Consider the following 17109-nt stretch of genomic DNA (forward strand, 5'->3'; position numbering starts at 1 on the left):
CGCCGCTCCCTGTTGCGTCAGCGTATCCGCCTATGCCTGCTCACGCATCGCCACACCTTGCTGCTTTACTCGAATGGCAGTAAAGTTGCAGCGGTCGTCGCCCGATGGCGCACAACAGCCTTTGCCGGAGTGGACGCAGCGGGCCAACAGCGACTCCGGCCGCCGGCCTAGCACTCGGTTCACCGTGCGCCCACCCAAACCGACAGGAGCGGAGCATGGGTATCTACCGTTCAGCAACCAGTTGGTCTCGTGAAGAGGCGGAGGCTGAGGCAGCGCACGAGATCCTGACCAACCACACAGCCGACCCGGAGAACGGCTGCTGCACGATCTGCCTGGCGCCTGGTCCGTGCGGTCCGGCCAATGCGGCGGCAAACCGCTTGGTCGACCTGGGGCGGCCGGTGCTGCGCGCCGAATCGAGACGCGAACGGCGGGCCGGGTGGCGGGGCTGGTTCGGCTCCACCGGGGCGGTTCCGGCGACGGGGTCAACGCGGTGGCGTCGGGCGCCGCTGCTCACTTTCGCCTGGCTCCTTCGCCTCGGGGTCATCTCGTGACCGCCGGCCTGCGCTTCGGCGTGGGTAGCGTGGTGCAACTTGCTGAACAGCACTACTGCTACGGCCTGGGCACCCTGACCCTGCGCATCGTCGAGGTGGGACGCCGGGAACGGCGCACGGACGGGCTCTGGATCCACGTACGTGGCGTTCAACTTGGAGGCCCGCCACGCCAGCGACGGGTCCTGGCCCGCCTGGACGCCATCCAGACGCAGCCGGTACCCATCCCGGTCACGCACATACCGGTCCGACCGGGATGGGACTGCGCCGGCTGCGGGGCGGCGTGGCCCTGCCCGGACCGTCGGCGACGCCTACTCGACCGGTACGCGGGCAACCCCGCAGCGCTCGGCATCTACCTGAGCACACAGATGACGGCAGCGGTACCCGACCTGCGTCACCTTCCACCCGAGGAGTTGTACGAACGGTTCCTGGGCTGGCTACGACTGACCTAACGCCGTGGGCCGCTCGGTTCGTGGCTCGGTCAACGTTCCAGAATCGCTGTTACGCCCTGCCCGCCCGCGGCGCAGATCGAGATGAGCCCACGGCCGCCGCCGCGCTCGTCGAGCAGCTTGGCCAGCGTCGCCACGATCCGGCCGCCGGTCGCGGCGAACGGGTGCCCGGCGGCCAGCGACGAACCGTTGACGTTGATCCGCTCCGGGTCGATCGCTCCGAGTGGGGCGTCCAGCCCGAGCCGGTCCCGGCAGAACTCCGGCGACTCCCAGGCGGCCAGGGTGGCCAGCACCTGCGCGGCGAACGCCTCGTGGATCTCGTAGAAGTCGAAGTCCTGCAGGGTGAGCCCGGCGCGGGCCAGCAGCTGGGGCACCGCGTACGCGGGGGCCATCAGCAGCCCCTCCTCGCCGGGCACGAAGTCCACGGCGGCCGTCTGCGACCAGGTGAACCACGCCTGCACCGGCAGGTTGTGCGCCTGCGCCCACTCCTCACTGGCGAGCAGCACGGTCGACGCGCCGTCGGTCAGCGGCGACGAGTTGCCGGCGGTCATGGTGGCCTGCTCGGCGTCCGGGCCCTTCGTGCCGAAGACCGGGCGGAGGTTGCCGAGCTTCTCCAGGCTGGTGTCGGGCCGCAGGTTCTGGTCCCGGGTCAACCCGAGGTACGGCGTCATCAGGTCGTCGAAGAATCCCCGCTCGTACGCGGCGGCCAGCCGGTGGTGCGACCGCAACGCCAGCTCATCCTGCGCCTGCCGGCCGACCTGCCAACGCCGGGCGGTACGGGCGGCGTGCTCGCCCATGGACAGGCCGGTGCGGGGCTCGGCGTTGCGGGGGAGCTCCGGCCGGAACGGTTGCGAGGGGCGCAGCCGGGTGGCGGTCCGCACCCGCTCCCCGAGGGTCCGGGCACTGTTCAGTTTGAGCAGCGTGCGCCGCAGCTGCTCGTTCACGGCGAGCGGCGCGTCCGAGGTGGTGTCGACGCCACCGGCGATACCGACCTCGAGCTGACCCAGCGCGATCTTGTTGGCGACCAGGATGGCGGCTTCCAGGCCGGTGCCGCAGGCCTGCTGGATGTCGTAGGCGGGGGTGTGCGGGTCGAGCTTCGAGCCGAGCACCACCTCGCGGGTCAGGTTGAAGTCTCGGGAGTGTTTCAGCACGGCGCCCGCCACCACCTCGCCGACCCGTTGGCCGGCCAGGCCGTACCGGGCGACCAGCCCGTCGAGGGCCGCGCCGAGCAGGTCCGCGTTGGACGCCTCGGCGTACCGCGAGTTGGAGCGGGCGAAGGGGATGCGGTTGCCGCCGATGACTGCGACCCGCCGGATGTTCTGCATGTTTCCCGCCTCCTTTGGGGGTTGCTCTCAACCTACTCGCCAGTAGGCTACGCCTATGACCGACAGGTACGCGAGCTTCGTCCAATCAGGGGTCGGCCGGGGGCTGGTCAAGCGCCTCGGGCTGCCCGACCCACCCCAACTCCGGCGGCACCGGAGCGGTGACCCCCTCACCCCCGGACCCGTCCTGTTCGATGCCGCCGCCGGGGGCCGGCTCGCCGGCAGCATCGGCAAACTCCTGACCGCCGCCGGAGTCGAACTCCGCGATCCGGCCGATGTCACCCCCGGGGCCCGGCTCGGCGCCCTCGTCTACGACGCCACCGGTATCACCGACTCGACCGAGCTGCGCCAGCTCTACGACTGCCTCCACCCGCACGCCCGCTCGGTGCTGCCCAGCGGCCGGGTGATCGTGCTCGGCACCCCGCCCGCCGAGTGCTCCACGACTCGGCAGGCCACCGCGCAGCGGGCGCTCGAAGGGTTGACCCGCAGCATCGGCAAGGAGTTCGGCCGTGGGGTCACCGCCCAGCTGGTCTATGTCACCGCCGCCGACGACCCGGGCACCGCGACCAGCCTTGAGGCCACCCTCCGCTTCCTACTCTCCGGGCGCTCCGCGTACGTCTCCGGTCAGGTGATCCGGGTCGGTGCCGGGCAGGCCGCGCCCCCGGCGGACTGGGACCGCCCGCTGGACGGCCAGGTCGTGCTGGTCACCGGTGCGGCGCGGGGGATCGGCGCGGCGCTGGCCCGGGTCCTGGCCCGAGACGGCGCCGAGGTGGTCGCCCTGGACATCCCGGCCGCCGGTGACGAGCTTTCCACGGTGGCCAACGACATCGGCGCCACCGCCGTGCAGCTCGACCTCACCTCCCCGGACGCCCCGGCCCGGTTGGCCGACCATGTCTCCGCCCGCCACGGCCGGGTCGACGTGGTGGTACACAACGCGGGCATCACCCGGGACCGAACCCTTGGTCGGATGGATGTTGACCGGTGGGATCAGGTGATCGATGTCAACCTCTCCAGCCAGGAGCGGATCAACGACCTCCTGCTGGAACGCGAGTTGATCTCTGCCGGGGGTCGGATCGTCTCGGTCTCCTCGATCGCCGGGATCGCCGGCAACCGGGGGCAGACCAACTACGCCACCAGCAAGGCCGGCGTGATCGGTCTGGTCGAGTCGCTCGCCCCGGTGCTGGCCGAACGCGGCATCAGCGTCAACGCGGTCGCCCCGGGGTTCATCGAGACCCGGCTGACCGCCCGGATCCCGCTGGTGCTGCGCGAGGCCGGCCGGCGGATGAACAGCCTCGCCCAGGGTGGACTGCCGGTGGATGTCGCCGAGACGATCAGCTGGCTGGCCTGGCCGGCCACCGGCGCGGTCAGCGGCAACGTGGTCCGGGTCTGCGGCCAGAGCCTGCTGGGGGCGTGATGGCAGGCCCGCCGAAGCCGTCCGACATCGCCCCGGCCACCCGGTCCCGGGTCCAGCTGACGGCGCTGCCGACGATCGGTGCGCTCTACCGCCGGGCACTGCTCGGGGCGCTGCCCGGGACCGGGGCGCGGCGAGCCGAGCAGCCCCCGGCAGTCGAGCTGGGGGTGGCGGGAATCGCCGTCGACCGTGGGCACCTCGCCGACTACGACCGGGTCTGCGGGTTCCGGCTCACCGACCGGCTGCCGGCGACGTTCCCACACGTCATGGGTTTCCCGCTGGCGCTGAGCCTGATAACCGCGCCGGACTTCCCGATCCCGCTCTCCGGTGTGGTCCACCTCGGCAACCGGATCACTGTCCACCGCCCGATCGACGCCGCCGAGACGCTCGACTTCGTCACGTACGCGACGAACCTGCGCCCGCACGACCGGGGCCGACTGATCGACGTGGTGTTGGTGGGCACCGTCGGCGGCGAGGAGGTGTGGCGGGGTGTCTCCACCTACCTGGGCCGGGAGCAGGCGTCCGGCGGTGGCGAACGAGCCAACCGGGGTGACCAGCCTCCAGCGCCGCGCGTCTGGGCGCACTGGCATGTCGGGCGCCAGCTCGGGCCCGCGTACGCCCGGGTCTCCGGCGACCACAACCCGATCCACACCTCTCGACCCGGCGCGCGGCTCTTCGGCTTCCGGTGCCCGATCGCGCACGGCATGTGGAGCAAGGCCCGCTGCCTGGCCGCGCTGGAGCCACGGCTGCCGGACGCGTACACCGTTGACGTGGCGTTCAAGCTGCCGGTGCCGTTGCCAAGCACCGTCGCCTTCGGCAGCACCTCGGCGGGCGACTTCGCGCTGCACGACCTGCGGGAGCGCCCTCACCTGATCGGCACGCTCCGGGAGCAGTGAGGGCACCTTCATCCTTCCTTTTGTGACGGAAGGGCCGCCTTTTCCTACCGACCCCCCGAGCATGAGGAGATGGACTCCGCGCTCGACCTGCTGCGGCAGCTGATCACCTCACCCGTGGTGTATCTGCTGCTGTTCGCGCTCACCGCGGTCGACGCGATCGTCCCGATGGTGCCGGCCGAGACGGCGGTGATCACCGCGGCGGTGCTGGTCAGCGGCGACGCGCCGGAGCTGGCGGCGATCTGGGCCGCCGCCGCCCTCGGCGCGCTGGCCGGCGACCACGTCTCGTACGTGATCGGGCGGGGCGGCGGCGCCCGGCGGCTCGCCAGGTTTCCGGCGGAGAGCCGACGGAGAGCCAGTTCGGAGTGGGCCCGCCGGGCGTTGTATCGCCGGGGCGGGTTTGTCCTCACCACCGCCCGCTACGTCCCCGGCGGGCGAACGGCGGTGACCCTGACGATGGGCGCGGTGCGCTATCCACTGCGGTCGTTCCTGTTCTTTGACGCGATCGGCGCGGGGAGTTGGGCGTTGTACAGCGTGCTGCTGGGCCACTTCGGCGGGCTGGCGTTCCAGGAGAAGCCGCTGCTTGGCGTACTCGCTGGCCTGACCCTGTCGGTCGCGGTGACCGGCCTGCTGGAGTTGACCCGGCGGCTACGTCGGCGCTCGCGTCGCCGGCCCGCCGCCCACCGGTAGCCGAGGGTGCCGTCCACCGGAGCGAGGGCGACCCGGAGGGCGCGTCAGGAGGGGGCTTCGCCCCGTTTGTTGGGCGGGCGCCAGAGGGTTCCGGCGAGCAGTTGGGCGGCGCCGACCCAGGCGACGTTCATCATTTGGGTGGCGGTCTGCTCCGGGTCCGCCTCCGGGTGGTCAACCAGCCAGTCGGCGACTGACTCGGTCGCGCCGACGAGGGCATACGCGACGACCTCCAGTTCGGTCCCGGTCACCTCGCGCCCCTCGCTGCGCAGGGTGTGTTCGAGCATCCCGGCAACGAGTTCGACGATCCGCCGCCGCAGGGCGGTGAGCTCCCCGGCGAAGGGCTGCTCGCCCCGGGCCTGCCGGTAGAGCACCGCCCAGCCGTCGCGGTGCGCGCCGACGAAGCCGAGGAAGGCTTGCAAACTCCGCCAGAGCCGCTCGTCGGCCGACAGGTCGGGGGCGACGGCGTCCGCGATGGCCTGCATCATCCGGGTGCCCTCGCGGTGCAGGCAGGCGACGAAGAGCTCCTCCTTGGTGCCCAGGTACGCGTAGACCATTGGCTTGGAGATGCCGGCGTCGTCGGCGATCTCATCCATGCTGGCCCCGTGGTAGCCCCGCCGGGAGAAGACCTTGACTGCGGCATCAAGCATCTGTTGCTCGCGGACGGCTCGGGGCAGACGGCGGAAGGTGGGGCTACTGGACACCCTTGCGAGCATACCTACTCGTGCGTAGGGTTACGCGCGAGTAGTCAATTTCGGAAGGTGCGCCCCATGACTGACTTCGACCCGGCCAAGTTCGCGAACGTCGGACCCAAGGAGTTCGCGCAGCTGGTCAAGTCCACCCCCGACGACAAGATCACCGAGATGATGTCGGGTGACCTCCGCGGCAAGGTCCTCGACGAGGTCTTCGGCCGGATGCCGCAGCTGTTCCGCGCCGACCGGGCGGGCTCGACCAACACGGTCATTCACTGGAACATCACCGGCGGCCCCAACGGCGGCACCGACACCTACGAGGTGGTCATCGCCGACGGCGCCTGCACCGTCAACCAGACCTCCCAGCACGACCCGAAGCTGAGCCTCACCCTGGGCCCGGTGGAGTTCCTCAAGACCGTCTCCGGCAGCGCCAACCCGGTCATGATGTTCATGAGCGGCAAGTTGAAGGCCAAGGGCGATCTGGGACTGGCCGCCAACATCGCGAACCTCTTCGACATTCCCAAGAGCTGACAGTGGCCGAGTTCTCGCTCGATCTGACCGAGGAACAGCGGGATCTTCGTGACTGGGTGCACGGCTTCGCCAGCGAGGTCGTCCGCCCAGCCGCGGCCGAGTGGGACGCGCGGGAGGAGACCCCGTGGCCGATCATCCAGGAAGCGGCCAAGGTCGGCCTCTACGACTTCGAGTTCCTCGCAACCTGCTGGGGTGACCCCAGCGGCCTCTCCCTACCGATCGCCTGTGAGGAACTCTTCTGGGGCGACTCCGGCATCGGCCTGAGCATCTTCGGCACCGGCCTCGCCGTGGCCGCCATCTACGGCACCGGCACGCCGGAGCAGCTGATGGAGTGGGTGCCGCAGTGCTTCGGCGACCTCGAATCCCCCGCCGTCGCGGCGTTCTGCACCAGCGAACCCGAGGCGGGCTCCGACGTCGGCGCGATACGCACCCGCGCGGTCTACGACGAGGCCGCCGACGAGTGGATACTCAGCGGCCAGAAGTCGTACGCGACCAACGGCGGAATCGCTGGCGTGCACGTGGTCACCGCCTCGGTCGACCCGGAACTCGGCTCCCGTGGGCAGGCGGCGTTCGTCGTACCGCCGGGCACCCCCGGGCTCGCCGCGACCCGCAAGCTCCGCAAGCTGGGCCTACGCGCCTCGCACACCGCCGACGTCTTCCTCGACGATGTCCGCGTACCCGGCCGCTGCCTGCTCGGCGGCAAGGACGCGCTGGACGAACGGCTGGCCCGGGCCCGCTCCGGCCGGCGGGCCTCCTCCCAGGCGGCGATGCGTACGTTCGAGCTCTCCCGGCCGACCGTCGGCGCGCAGGCGATCGGGGTGGCCCGCGCCGCCCACGAGTACGCGCTGGACTACGCGAAGGAACGGGTCCAGTTCGGCCGACCGATCATCGAGAACCAGGCGGTGGCATTCGCACTGGCCGACATGAAGATGGAGATCGACGCCGCCCGGCTGCTGGTCTGGCGCGCCTCCTGGATGGGGCGCAACAACCGGGCCTTCACCGCCGGCGAGGGCTCGATGTCCAAGCTGAAGGCCAGTGAGGTCGCGGTCAGCGCGACCGAGAAGGCGGTGCAGTTGCTCGGCGGCGCCGGCTTCCTCCGCGACCACCCGGTCGAGCGGTGGTACCGAGACGCCAAGATCTACACCATCTTCGAAGGCACCTCCGAGATCCAGCGGCTCGTCGTCGCCCGCGCCATCTCCGGCGTCCAGATCCGCTGACCCCGCGCCGGGCTCCCCGGCCACTTCCCGGGCCCAGATGCTGCCGGGCCCGGATGCTCCCCGCCCCCCGGGCCCGGATGCGGCCGGGCCCGGGAAGTGGCCCCCGGGTTCCACCCGGCCAGCGCCGTTATCAGCGCCATCAACGCTGGGATACTTCGCTGCCAGTCCCGACGTACTGGCTATGATGATCTTCGCAATGACTCGGACCGAACCCCGCCGCCGGACACCGTTGCTGCTGGTCGAGGCGGCGACGCTGCTCTCGGCCACCGGCAACGGCGTGGCCATCGTGGCGCTACCCTGGCTGGTTTTGGAACGCACCGGCAGCGCCACCGCGGCCGGGGTGGTGGCCGCCGCCAGCGGACTACCACTCCTGCTCTCCAGCCTCTTCTCCGGCACGGTCGTTGACCTGCTCGGACGCCGACGGACCGCGCTGGTCTCCGACGCCCTCTCCGCCGTCTCGGTCGCCGCCATCCCCCTCGTCGACACCCTGGTCGGGTTGAACCTCGGCTGGATCGTCGCGCTGGCCGTCCTCGGTGCGGTCTTCGACCCGGCCGGAATGACCGCCCGGGAGACGCTGCTGCCCGCCGCCGCACAGGCCGCCGGCTGGCGGATCGAACGGGCGAACGGCGTACACGAAGCGATCTTCGGGCTGGCCTTCCTGATCGGCCCCGGAGTCGGCGGCCTACTCATCGCCACGGTCGGCCCGGAGGCGACATTCTGGGTCACCGCCGGCGGCTTCGCGCTGTCGGTTCTCCTGGTCGCGGCCGTCCGGCTGCCCGGCGCCGGCCGTCCCGAACGCCCACCCAGCGGCCTGTGGCGCGGCACGCTGGAAGGGCTGGGCTTCGTCTGGCGGGACCCACTGCTGCGCACCCTCTCCCTGGTCACGATGGTGCTGGTCGCGCTCTACCTGCCGGTCGAGGGGGTGCTGCTGCCCGCCTGGTTCGTCGCCGAAGGGGAACCGGCCCGCCTCGGTACCGTCCTGATGGCGATGAGCGCCGGAGCCGTGGCAGGTGCGCTGGGCTCGTCGGCGGCCGGTCGGTTCATCCGCCGCCGCTCCCTGATGGCCGCCGCCCTCGTGATCACCGGCCTGGCCCTGCTCGGGCTCGCGTTCCTGCCGCCGTACCCGGGAATGCTCGCCTTCGCCGGCCTGGTCGGGCTCGCCTACGGACCGGTCAACCCGCTGGCCAACTACGCCATGCAGACCCGCACCCCGGAGCGACTCCGCGGCCGGGTGGTCGGGGTGATGACCTCATTCGCGTACGCCGCCGGGCCCGCCGGTTACCTGCTGGCCGGCCCGCTGGTGGAGTGGCTGGGCCTCGCCACCGCGTTCCTGGTGCTCGCCGGTGCGCTCCTGGTGGCCGTGCTGGTCGCCGCGCCGCTACCGGTGTTGGCGGCGTTGGACGACCCGCCCCGGTATCCGCCCGCCCCGCCCGGTGGAACGACGGGGCGGAGCGAGGGGCCGGTGCCGCTCGGGGAGCAGTGGTTGCCCGCCGCGCACCGCGACCCGCCAGCCTCCCGATGAGGCGGCGGCCCGCCGACGGCGGTCAGCCGGGAATGGTGATCCGGCCGGCCACCGCCGCGGCGGCGATGTCGGTGCGATGGTGCGAGCCGGCCAGCTCGACGCCGCGGACCAACTCGTAGGCGGCGTCGCGCGCAGCGGCCAGATCGGAGCCGGTGGCCGTGCAGCAGAGGACCCGGCCACCCGCGGAGAGCAGCGCGCCGTCGGCAGCCCGACGCACCGTGCCCGCGTGGATGATGCCCGAGACCTCCGCCCCGTGGATCACGTCGCCCGTGCGCGGCTTCGCCGGGTATCCCTCGGCGGCCACCACGACGGTGACCGCCGCGCCCGCACGCCACCGCAGCGGCGGGTGCGCGGCCAGCTCACCGGTGGCGGCGGCGTGCAGCAGCCCGGCGAGCGGTGTCTCCAACAGGGCCAGCACCGCCTGCGTCTCCGGGTCACCGAAGCGGGCGTTGAACTCGATCACCCGAGGGCCGGTGGTGGTGATCGCCAGGCCCACGTAGAGCAGCCCGGCGAACGGCGTGCCGCGCCGACGCAGCTCGGCCAGGGTCGGGTGGACGATGTCGCGCATCACCTCGTCGACCAGGCCGGGCGGCGCCCACGGCAGCGGTGCGTACGCCCCCATGCCGCCGGTGTTCGGACCGGTGTCGTCGTCCCCGACCCGCTTGAAATCCTGCGCCGGCAGCAGGGGAACGGCCGTCTCGCCGTCGGTGACGACGAAGAGCGAGACCTCGGGGCCGGCGAGATACTCCTCGATCACGACCTGGCCGCACGCCCGCGCGTGCTCCTCGGCCACCGGGCGGTCCTCGGTGACCACGACTCCCTTACCGGCGGCGAGGCCGTCGTTCTTGACCACGTACGGCGCGCCGAAGTCGTCCAGCGCGCGACCGACGCTCTCGGCGTCGGCGCAGCTGTACGCGCGGGCGGTCGGCACTCCGGCGGCGGTCATCACGTCCTTCGCGAACGCCTTCGACCCCTCCAGGCGCGCCGCCGCCGCGGACGGCCCGAAGGCGGGGACGCCCTTGGCTCGTACGGCGTCGGCGACCCCGGCGACCAGCGGCGTCTCCGGCCCCACGACCACCAGGTCCGCACTGCACTCGACCGCGAGCGCCGCCACCGCGGCCGGATCGGTGAAGACCACGTCCCGCATCCCCGCGACCGTGCCGATCCCCGGGTTCCCCGGCGCGGCGAAAAGCACCTCGACCGAGGGATCGGCCACCAACCCGAGCGCGAGGGCATGCTCCCGCCCACCGCTACCAATCAGAAGTACCCGCACGGGGATGATCCTACGGCCCCCACTCGCAGCCCGCTCGGTCCTGGGGTGGGGACGGGCGGCGGGGAACTCAGGGCAGCAGCGGGTGGTAGACGACGTTCTCCTCCCGGCCGGGGCCGACGCCGACCACGCTGACCCGAGTGCGGCAGAGCTCCTCGATCCGGGCGATGTAACGGCGGGCGGCGGCGGGCAGCTCCGCCTCGGTCCGCGCCGTGGTGATCTCCTCCCACCAGCCGTCGAGCTCCTCATAGATCGGAGTCGCGTGGTGGAAGTCCGTCTGCGTCATCGGCATCTCGTCGAAGCGCTTGCCATTGATCTCGTACCCGACGCAGATCGGCACCTTCGGCAGGCCGGTCAGCACGTCGAGCTTCGTGACGACCAGGTCGGTGACCCCGTTGAGTCGGCACGCGTACCGGGCGACGACCGCGTCGAACCAGCCGCACCGGCGTTCCCGACCGGTCGTGGTGCCGTACTCGTGGCCGATCTTGCGCAGGTGCTGGCCGTTGTCGTCGTGCAGCTCCGTCGGGAACGGTCCGGCGCCGACCCGGGTGGCGTACGCCTTGCTGACCGCGATCACCTTCGTGATGGCGGTCGGCGGAACTCCCGCTCCGACACAGGCCCCACCGGCAGTCGGGTTCGAGGAGGTCACGAAGGGGTAGGTGCCGTGGTCCATGTCGAGCATGGTCGCCTGGGCGCCTTCCAGCAGCACGGTCTCGCCGCGGTCCAGCGCCTCCCAGAGCATCGCCCGGGTCTCGGCGATGTACGGGCGGAGCCGCTCGGCGTAGCCCAGGTACTCCTCGACGATCGCCTCGACGTCGATCGCCTTACGGTTGTACACCTTGAACAGCATCTGGTTCTTCTCGCGTAGCGCGAGTTCCAGCTTCTTGCGGAGAATTCCCGGGTCGAGTAGGTCCTGCACCCGGATCCCCATCCGGGCGACCTTGTCCCCGTACGCCGGGCCGATGCCCCGGCCGGTGGTGCCGATCCGGGACGACCCCAGGTACCGCTCGACCACCCGGTCCAACGCCCGATGGTGCGGCATGATCAGGTGGGCGTCGCCGGAGATCCGCAGCCGGGAGACGTCCACACCGCGCTCGGCGAGCCCGTCGATCTCGTCCAGCAGCACCTTCGGGTCGACCACCACGCCGTTCCCGATGACAATCTTCGCGTTCGGCGAGAGCGCACCCGAGGGCATCAGGTGCAGCGCATACTTCTGCCCGTCCGGAGTGATGACCGTGTGGCCGGCGTTGTTGCCGCCGGAGTAGCGCACCACGTGGTCAACCCGCTCCCCCAGCAGGTCGGTAACCTTGCCCTTGCCCTCGTCGCCCCACTGGGCCCCGAGAAGCACGATCGCTGGCATCTTCTTCAGCCTCCAGAAGGCTCGGGTGCCAGGCGGCGACCGGTCGGCGAGCCCGGGGTGTCAGGCTAACAAGAAGTGACAGCGCGGCCGGCAGGGGTTCGCGCGTAGAGGCAGGAGGCTGCGACCCGTGTACGACGTGGTGCTGCTCACGCTCGGCTCGGAACGGGACGCACCGGGCACCTGCGGCAGCGACGGTGCCTGCTGCGGCGACACCAACATGGCCAACGGTGACACCGACAAGTCCAACGACGGGCCCTCGACCGACCGCTGCGAGACCCCTCGCGTACCGGTGCTGGCCTGCGCGGACGCGCTCACCGCCCGGGGTGCTCGGGTCGACCTGGTGACCGCCAGGTCCGAGCGGGAAATCGACGAGGTGCTGTGCCGCCTCGATGGCCCGCCCCGACCCGACGGCCTCGGCTGGCCCGACCCGGATTCCCGCACCCGACTGATTGTCGGCACCGCCAGTGATGCACAGTTGCGCACCGTCCTACGTCGCCTCGTCCGGCGGTACGCCCCGCCGCCGAGCCGCCGTCCGACGGATCTGCCGGTCAACCGGACGGTGCCGGACCTGCCACCGGTCGGCGTGCTGCCGCTCGACCCGGCCCGCGGCAGAAGCCAACCACGAGATCTGGCGGCGCAGCTCGGGCTGCCCCGCGACCCGGTGGCGGTGGCGGCGGCGGTGTTGGAGGGCGCGCCCCGCCGGCTCGACCTGCTACGCAATGACGCCGGATCGGTCACGCTGGACGGCGCACTGCTCGGCGCGGCCGACGAGGGGGGCCAGCCGCTGCACTGGCGAGGCCGGGTCGAGGTCGACGACACGCTCCTCTCCGCTGGCGACGACCCGCTACTGGCCTGTGCCATCGGCAACGCCGGTGGGTACGCCCGGCTCGCCGACGTGACCCTGCTCGCCGCCCCCGACCCGGGCGACGGTCTGGTCGAGGTCGCGGTGGCGGTCCCGGTCCTCACCTCGTCCCGGTGGGGTCGCCGCCGGGTCCGCCTGGAGGTTCGCCGCGCCCGCGGTCGGGCGGTGGCCGTGGTGCCCCGGGAGGGGGCGATCCCGTTCCTCGACGACGGCGCCACGGGCGAGCTCAAGCGTAAGCGGTCCTGGTGGACCGAGCCGGGTGCGTGGGCGGTCTGGTCTCCCCCGACCGCCCACCGGTAGCCACTCAGATCACTTTCCGAGGCTTATCCTCAGCAGGAGGCACGGGGAGGAACCATGGTGAACGAGAACGTCGACCGGTCGTACCCGTCCGGCCAGCAGCCGGCGCCGGAGCGGGACATCGAACCCTGGTGGCCAGCGGCCGAAGCCGAACCGGCGTCCTGGTCGCCGGCGACGGCACCGGATGGCCAGAATCAGCCGCCTCCGCAGCCCGACGCGACGCAGGTCCCCGTCGAGTGGGGGCGCGCGCCCTCCGAGGCAGCGCGCGCCTGGGCGCCGAGCCCGGAGAGCGGTCCGCACAGCGCGGTAGCCGATGCTCCGGCACCCCACGTCCCCAACGTGGCGCCGGCTCCCGGCGTCAATCTCCACCAACCGTTCAGCCTCGACCCGACCGATCCGGCACCTGGGACGTCAACCAGTAGACCGACCGCCGAGGCATCGACGGAGAGCCAGCCCGCCGTCAGCCGGGTCGCCTGGGACGACCGCGGCACCTCGACCGAGTGGCCGCGGGTGGTGCCACGGCAACGTCCCGCACCGCAGGAGACCGCCACCGATGCCCACCACGGCATCAACGACCCGCACCACGCCGCCAACGAACCTCGCCCCGGCATCGACGACCCGGGCGGCGGGGACCGCCACGACCCGACCTCGGGTGCACTGCCAACCGTGGAGCCGCCAGCCTCGGGACCACCAACCGCCGGACCGGCCCCGGCTCCCTACCCAGCACCGGTGCCCGGCAACCCCCTACCTCCGCGGACCGGGTGGACGTCACCGGGGCAGGCGCCGCCAACCGCCGAGGACTTTGCCCGACGTCGGCAGCTGCGCCCCACGGACCCGATGGCCACCATGGGCCTTCGGGCGATGGCCAACAGGATGGGGCTCCGCCTCCCGCCTGGCCGCCAGGAGCAGGAGTTGCGCCGCGACATTGAGATGGTCCGCCGCAACTTCGGCGGGCTGCGGCAGGTCACCGTGGTCAACCCGAAAGGCGGCGCCGGCAAGACGGTCGCGATCCTGTTGCTCGCCATGACCTTCGGTCAGAAACGTGGCGGCTACGTCCTGGCCTGGGACAACAACGAGACGCAGGGCACCCTGGGCATGCGCGCCCAGCAGGACTTCCACGCCCGTACGGTGCGAGACCTGCTGCACGATCTGAGTCAGTTCCACAGCTCCCACGGCCGGATCGGTGACCTTTCGCAGTACGTCCGGGCTCAGGGCGAGGGGATGTTCGACGTCCTCGCGTCGGACGAGTCGGCCACCGGCGGGGGGATGCTCACCGCCACGGCATTCGCGGAAATCCGCGAGGTGGTCAGCCGCTTCTACAAACTGATCTTCGTGGATACCGGCAACAACGTGCGGGCGCAGAACTGGCAGGCCGCGATCGACGCCACCGATCAGCTGGTGGTGACCATGTCGGCCCGCAACGACTCAGCCGAGACAGCCGCCCGGATGCTCGACCACCTGGAGCAGAGCAACCGACAACGACTGGTACGGCAGGCGGTGACCGTCGTATCGATGCCGCCGTCCCGCAAAGAGATCGACCTGCCGGCGATCCAGGCGCACTTCGCAGCGCGGACCCGGGCAGTACTCCTGGCCCCGTACGAGCGGCTCATCGACTCCGGCGAGCCGCTCCGGTACGCGGCGCTCTCGTCGGCCGCTCGGGACGCCTGGCTCAAGATCGCAGCTGCGGTGGCCGAAGGGCTCTGATCCACCGAGGCGAGCCGGGTACGCCGGGCTGGCTGCTGCCAGCCCGGCGTCGGTCGCCCACGGGCGGCTCAGTCGCTCGCCAGCGCGTCCGCCGCGGCCGGGTCGCAGTCGCGGAGGAACTGGGCACAGCGGGCCGCCTCGTCGGCCTCACCGATGGCGTCGGCCGCCCGGGACAGCACCCAGAGGCACCGCAGGAAGCCCTGGTTCGGCTCATGCGACCACGGCACCGGGCCGTGCCCCTTCCAACCGCTTCGGCGTAGCTGATCCAGGCCCCGGTGGTAACCGGTGCGGGCGTACGCGTACGCCTGGATCACCTGGTCCGCCGCGAACGCGCGGACCGCGAGCGCGGCCCAGGCCGCGCTGAACGTGGGGAAACGTGCCGCCACCGCGGCGAAGTCCTCGTCGGCGCCGCTCTCCGCAGCAGCGGCGATGGCGCTGTCGGCCTCATCGTGCGCGGGCAGGAGGGTGGCCGGTGGCTCCGGCAACAGGTTCTGCATCGCCCTATTCAACCCGCTTCCCTCGACGGCCCGCGAGCGGGTCGACCGACTCGACCGCAGCACACCGCACGAGCGACCCCACCGCCGTCCGCCGGTCGCGCTGCTGGTCACCGACTCCGGTCCGATTCTGCGCGGGCAGCCGTCGGGGGCACCAAGCGCGACGGCCGGCTCCCGGTACGGGGAGCCGGCCGTCAACCACGGCGATCAGATCACTTCATCCGGGTGCCGGTGGAGCGGAGGTCCTCGCAGGCCTCGACGATGCGAGCGGCCATTCCGGCCTCGGCGGCCTTGCCCCAGACCCGCGGGTCGTACTTCTTCTTGTTGCCGACCTCACCGTCGACCTTCAGCACCCCGTCGTAGTTGCTGAACATGTGGTCCGCGACGGGACGGGTGAAGCAGTACTGGGTGTCGGTGTCGATGTTCATCTTCACCACCCCGTAGTCCAGCGACTCACGGATCTCCGACAGCAGCGAACCGGAGCCGCCGTGGAAGACCAGGCTCAGCGGCTTGTCCTTGCCGTACTTGGCCCCGACCGCCGCCTGAATCTGGTTGAGCACCTCGGGACGAAGCTTGACGTTGCCCGGCTTGTAGACGCCGTGCACGTTGCCGAAGGTCAGCGCCGCCATGTAGCGGCCCTTCTCTCCCAGGCCAAGCGCCTCAACCATGGCCAGGCCGTCGTCAACGGTGGTGTAGAGCTTCTCGTTGATGGCGTTCTCGACGCCGTCCTCCTCGCCGCCGACCACGCCGACCTCGATCTCAAGGACGATCTTGGCCTTGGCGGCCTCACCGAGAAGCTGCTCGGCGATCGTGAGGTTCTCCGCTACCGGCACTGCCGAGCCGTCCCACATGTGTGACTGGAACAGCGGCTCCTGGCCGGCCCGCACCCGCTCCTGCGAGATACCCAGCAACGGCCGGACGAACTTGTCCAGCTTGTCCTTCGGGCAGTGGTCGGTGTGCAGGGCGATGTTGACCGGGTACTTCTTGGCGACCTCGTGCGCGTACGCGGCGAAGGCCACCGCGCCGGTGACCATGTCCTTCACCGAGGGGCCGGAGAGGTACTCGGCGCCACCGGTGGAGACCTGGATGATGCCGTCACTCTCCGCGTCGGCGAAGCCCTTCAACGCCGCGTTGAGGGTCTGCGAGGAGGTCACGTTGATCGCGGGGTAGGCGAACCGGCCTTCCTTGGCACGGTCCAGCATCTCCGCGTAGGCCTCGGGGGAAGCGATAGGCATGTCGAACGCTCCTTACTTAACGCTCTCGGCCGTCGCCGGCCGCTGTTGTCCATGGGTGCGCCGGACCGCGCTGTCCACCGCCGGCAGTATCCCGCAGTTGATTACGGTCGGCACCACCGGCCCGGGCACGCCCGGTTCCGATACCCCCGGTTCGACCCAGCCCAGCGACGCTGATCAGAAGGTCCGGACCGCCCGTTCGCATCCGGCGGAGGCCATGCCCCCATCGTGGCACCGGGGCGCCACGCCGGGGAGGCATTCCCGGTTCCGCACGGATCGGCACGGTCCACGCCACCCCCAACGCGGAGCGTGACCAGCCCGTACGGTGTGGGTAGCTGTCCGCACGAGATCCAGGGAGGGACCATGGGCCTACCCGACGAGGACTTCGCCCCGAGCGAGCACCTCACGCCGGAGGAGCGGGACCCGGAGGCCGAGCCGGCGGACGCGGTCGAGCAGGCCACGGTGGTGCTCCCAAGCGAGGTGGAGGTCGAGCCGCACCGCGGTCTGGAGGTCAACGGTTGGGACGCGACGGAGCAGGCCCGGGTCGTCGGGGGCGACGAGGACGACTATCGCTGAGCGGGCGACCGACGGACCGGGGCGATGCGGACGGGCGATGCG

Annotated in this window: 17 protein-coding genes; 11 read left to right on the forward strand and 6 right to left on the reverse strand. The window is 71.5% G+C overall.

All coding sequences use genetic code 11. The features are described 5' to 3' along the window. Positions 1-215 precede the first annotated feature (215 nt). The gene (locus tag SALPAC3_RS0113460) at positions 216-551 is read left to right on the forward strand and encodes a hypothetical protein (protein WP_018221750.1); all 336 of its coding nucleotides are present in this window, start codon (positions 216-218) and stop codon (positions 549-551) included. Then, positions 548-1000, forward strand: coding sequence for a hypothetical protein (locus SALPAC3_RS0113465; RefSeq protein ID WP_018221751.1), 453 nt, complete (start codon positions 548-550; stop codon positions 998-1000). The genes SALPAC3_RS0113460 and SALPAC3_RS0113465 overlap by 4 nt, the downstream gene beginning before the upstream one ends. A gap of 29 nt (positions 1001-1029) precedes the next feature. Here SALPAC3_RS0113465 and SALPAC3_RS0113470 read toward each other — a convergent pair whose 3' ends face one another. Continuing rightward, a complete protein-coding gene (locus SALPAC3_RS0113470) occupies positions 1030-2322 on the reverse strand; it encodes an acetyl-CoA C-acetyltransferase (protein WP_018221752.1) in 1293 nt (430 codons plus the stop codon). Positions 2323-2377: 55 nt separating this feature from the next. Between SALPAC3_RS0113470 and SALPAC3_RS0113475 the strand changes: the two genes are divergently transcribed. From SALPAC3_RS0113475 to SALPAC3_RS0113485, 3 genes are all read left to right on the forward strand, one after another. Then, complete coding sequence (locus tag SALPAC3_RS0113475; protein ID WP_018221753.1) at positions 2378-3733, forward strand: 3-oxoacyl-ACP reductase; 1356 nt, start codon at positions 2378-2380, stop codon at positions 3731-3733. Further along, positions 3733-4626 carry a MaoC/PaaZ C-terminal domain-containing protein gene (locus SALPAC3_RS0113480; RefSeq protein WP_018221754.1) on the forward strand — a complete coding sequence of 298 codons (894 nt, stop codon included), beginning with the start codon at positions 3733-3735 and terminating at the stop codon, positions 4624-4626. Before SALPAC3_RS0113475 ends, SALPAC3_RS0113480 begins: the two co-directional genes overlap by 1 nt. Positions 4627-4695: 69 nt before the next feature. Further along, positions 4696-5313, forward strand: a complete 618-nt coding sequence (locus tag SALPAC3_RS0113485) for a DedA family protein (protein ID WP_018221755.1) — start codon at positions 4696-4698, stop codon at positions 5311-5313. A gap of 44 nt (positions 5314-5357) precedes the next feature. Here the strand turns inward: SALPAC3_RS0113485 and SALPAC3_RS0113490 are convergent, their stop codons facing one another. Then, positions 5358-6014 carry a TetR/AcrR family transcriptional regulator gene (locus SALPAC3_RS0113490; protein WP_196236784.1) on the reverse strand — a complete coding sequence of 219 codons (657 nt, stop codon included), beginning with the start codon at positions 6012-6014 and terminating at the stop codon, positions 5358-5360. A gap of 66 nt (positions 6015-6080) precedes the next feature. Between SALPAC3_RS0113490 and SALPAC3_RS0113495 the strand changes: the two genes are divergently transcribed. From SALPAC3_RS0113495 to SALPAC3_RS0113505, 3 genes are all read left to right on the forward strand, one after another. After that, a complete protein-coding gene (locus SALPAC3_RS0113495) occupies positions 6081-6533 on the forward strand; it encodes an SCP2 sterol-binding domain-containing protein (RefSeq protein WP_018221757.1) in 453 nt (150 codons plus the stop codon). 2 nt (positions 6534-6535) lie between these two features. Continuing rightward, positions 6536-7750: an acyl-CoA dehydrogenase family protein gene (locus SALPAC3_RS0113500; RefSeq protein ID WP_018221758.1), complete on the forward strand. Its 1215-nt coding sequence runs from the start codon at positions 6536-6538 to the stop codon at positions 7748-7750. 184 nt (positions 7751-7934) lie between these two features. Further along, on the forward strand, positions 7935-9272 hold the full coding sequence (locus tag SALPAC3_RS0113505; RefSeq protein WP_026185536.1) for an MFS transporter: 1338 nt from the start codon (positions 7935-7937) through the stop codon (positions 9270-9272). A gap of 22 nt (positions 9273-9294) precedes the next feature. On the opposite strand, the gene purD is transcribed toward SALPAC3_RS0113505, so the two are convergent. Together purD and SALPAC3_RS0113515 are read right to left on the reverse strand one after the other, a co-directional pair. After that, positions 9295-10545 carry a phosphoribosylamine--glycine ligase gene (purD, locus tag SALPAC3_RS0113510; protein ID WP_018221760.1) on the reverse strand — a complete coding sequence of 417 codons (1251 nt, stop codon included), beginning with the start codon at positions 10543-10545 and terminating at the stop codon, positions 9295-9297. Between the two features lie 67 nt (positions 10546-10612). After that, on the reverse strand, positions 10613-11902 hold the full coding sequence (locus SALPAC3_RS0113515; protein WP_018221761.1) for an adenylosuccinate synthase: 1290 nt from the start codon (positions 11900-11902) through the stop codon (positions 10613-10615). Positions 11903-12029: 127 nt separating this feature from the next. On the opposite strand from SALPAC3_RS0113515, the gene SALPAC3_RS0113520 reads away from it, so the two are divergent. Next, positions 12030-13064 (forward strand): hypothetical protein, encoded by a 1035-nt coding sequence (locus SALPAC3_RS0113520; protein ID WP_018221762.1) that lies wholly within the window; start codon positions 12030-12032, stop codon positions 13062-13064. Positions 13065-13118: 54 nt separating this feature from the next. Then, complete coding sequence (locus tag SALPAC3_RS0113525) at positions 13119-14765, forward strand: MinD/ParA family ATP-binding protein (RefSeq protein WP_018221763.1); 1647 nt, start codon at positions 13119-13121, stop codon at positions 14763-14765. 68 nt (positions 14766-14833) lie between these two features. Here SALPAC3_RS0113525 and SALPAC3_RS0113530 read toward each other — a convergent pair whose 3' ends face one another. Both SALPAC3_RS0113530 and fbaA read right to left on the reverse strand, forming a co-directional pair. Beyond that, positions 14834-15262 carry a DUF3151 domain-containing protein gene (locus SALPAC3_RS0113530; protein WP_018221764.1) on the reverse strand — a complete coding sequence of 143 codons (429 nt, stop codon included), beginning with the start codon at positions 15260-15262 and terminating at the stop codon, positions 14834-14836. Positions 15263-15471: 209 nt separating this feature from the next. Then, positions 15472-16494 carry a class II fructose-bisphosphate aldolase gene (gene fbaA, locus SALPAC3_RS0113535; RefSeq protein ID WP_018221765.1) on the reverse strand — a complete coding sequence of 341 codons (1023 nt, stop codon included), beginning with the start codon at positions 16492-16494 and terminating at the stop codon, positions 15472-15474. Between the two features lie 360 nt (positions 16495-16854). Between fbaA and SALPAC3_RS0113540 the strand changes: the two genes are divergently transcribed. Beyond that, the gene (locus SALPAC3_RS0113540) at positions 16855-17067 is read left to right on the forward strand and encodes a hypothetical protein (protein WP_018221766.1); all 213 of its coding nucleotides are present in this window, start codon (positions 16855-16857) and stop codon (positions 17065-17067) included. Positions 17068-17109 lie beyond the last annotated feature (42 nt).

This window comes from Salinispora pacifica DSM 45544, assembly GCF_000378845.1.
GTDB classification, from domain to species: Bacteria; Actinomycetota; Actinomycetes; order Mycobacteriales; family Micromonosporaceae; genus Micromonospora; species Micromonospora pacifica.

What these genes read in the sequence shown, in the direction of transcription:
- SALPAC3_RS0113460 (WP_018221750.1), top strand. Translation starts at nt 216, where the DNA reads ATGGGTATCTACCGTTCAGCAACCAGTTGGTCTCGTGAAGAGGCGGAG.
- SALPAC3_RS0113470 (WP_018221752.1), bottom strand. Translation starts at nt 2,322, where the DNA reads ATGCAGAACATCCGGCGGGTCGCAGTCATCGGCGGCAACCGCATCCCC.
- SALPAC3_RS0113475 (WP_018221753.1), top strand. Translation starts at nt 2,378, where the DNA reads ATGACCGACAGGTACGCGAGCTTCGTCCAATCAGGGGTCGGCCGGGGG.
- SALPAC3_RS0113480 (WP_018221754.1), top strand. Translation starts at nt 3,733, where the DNA reads ATGGCAGGCCCGCCGAAGCCGTCCGACATCGCCCCGGCCACCCGGTCC.
- SALPAC3_RS0113485 (WP_018221755.1), top strand. Translation starts at nt 4,696, where the DNA reads ATGGACTCCGCGCTCGACCTGCTGCGGCAGCTGATCACCTCACCCGTG.
- SALPAC3_RS0113495 (WP_018221757.1), top strand. Translation starts at nt 6,081, where the DNA reads ATGACTGACTTCGACCCGGCCAAGTTCGCGAACGTCGGACCCAAGGAG.
- SALPAC3_RS0113505 (WP_026185536.1), top strand. Translation starts at nt 7,935, where the DNA reads ATGATCTTCGCAATGACTCGGACCGAACCCCGCCGCCGGACACCGTTG.
- SALPAC3_RS0113515 (WP_018221761.1), bottom strand. Translation starts at nt 11,902, where the DNA reads ATGCCAGCGATCGTGCTTCTCGGGGCCCAGTGGGGCGACGAGGGCAAG.
- SALPAC3_RS0113525 (WP_018221763.1), top strand. Translation starts at nt 13,119, where the DNA reads ATGGTGAACGAGAACGTCGACCGGTCGTACCCGTCCGGCCAGCAGCCG.
- SALPAC3_RS0113530 (WP_018221764.1), bottom strand. Translation starts at nt 15,262, where the DNA reads ATGCAGAACCTGTTGCCGGAGCCACCGGCCACCCTCCTGCCCGCGCAC.
- fbaA (WP_018221765.1), bottom strand. Translation starts at nt 16,494, where the DNA reads ATGCCTATCGCTTCCCCCGAGGCCTACGCGGAGATGCTGGACCGTGCC.
- SALPAC3_RS0113540 (WP_018221766.1), top strand. Translation starts at nt 16,855, where the DNA reads ATGGGCCTACCCGACGAGGACTTCGCCCCGAGCGAGCACCTCACGCCG.